This is a genomic window from Cognatundibacterium luofuense (assembly GCF_018139685.1).
GTDB lineage: Bacteria > Pseudomonadota > Gammaproteobacteria > Burkholderiales > Burkholderiaceae_D > Undibacterium > Undibacterium luofuense.
Genome location: NZ_JAGSPN010000108.1, coordinates 1 through 503, shown reverse-complemented (window position 1 = coordinate 503; position 503 = coordinate 1). Strand labels below are relative to the sequence as shown.

The following is a 503-nucleotide window of genomic DNA, read 5'->3' as shown; positions in this document are numbered from 1 at the left end:
ATACCTCGAATTTCGTTGTCCGTTTAATCCCGCAGGAAGTTGGTTCCAGTGCTTGGTTGCAATACAAATTTAGTCTGACGGCCCGGGAAGGAGACGTTTGCTATCTGATGTTGCAGGGGCACGGTGACAAGGTAATTGCAAAACTACTCAATATCAGCTATTGGACAGTCAGAACCCATGTTGCAAATATATTAAAAAAAATTGGTATTACATCCCGGAATGAAATTGGTATAGCCGTACTAAAAACAACTTTTAGCTTTCGGCCATACAATCAGTAAATAGCATGACTGCCTTCGTTGGTGCAGCAGTTGCAGCTGTTCTCCATGTGTCGACAAGATCGTTATGTTCAAGGAAATGAAACTGATGCCCGAAATGCGGCGGCAATTTGCGAAGCAGCAAGCCGAGAAAGCATTCCTGCTGTACCAATTCGAAGTCGCGATAGCCAGCAAATTCAAGCATTGCACCGGGTAAGGGAAGGTTGGATGAAACAACGTATCGCCACC

General features: G+C 44.9%; 2 protein-coding genes. One reads left to right on the top strand and one right to left on the bottom strand.

The window, feature by feature from the left end:
* Nucleotides 1-278 (top strand): helix-turn-helix transcriptional regulator (locus KDM89_RS19560; RefSeq protein WP_212689565.1); only part of this gene is annotated, 278 nt, incomplete at its 5' end.
* Here the strand turns inward: KDM89_RS19560 and KDM89_RS19555 are convergent.
* Nucleotides 253-503: hypothetical protein (locus KDM89_RS19555; protein ID WP_212689564.1), on the bottom strand; the 251-nt coding region annotated here is incomplete at its 5' end. The genes KDM89_RS19560 and KDM89_RS19555 overlap by 26 nt on opposite strands.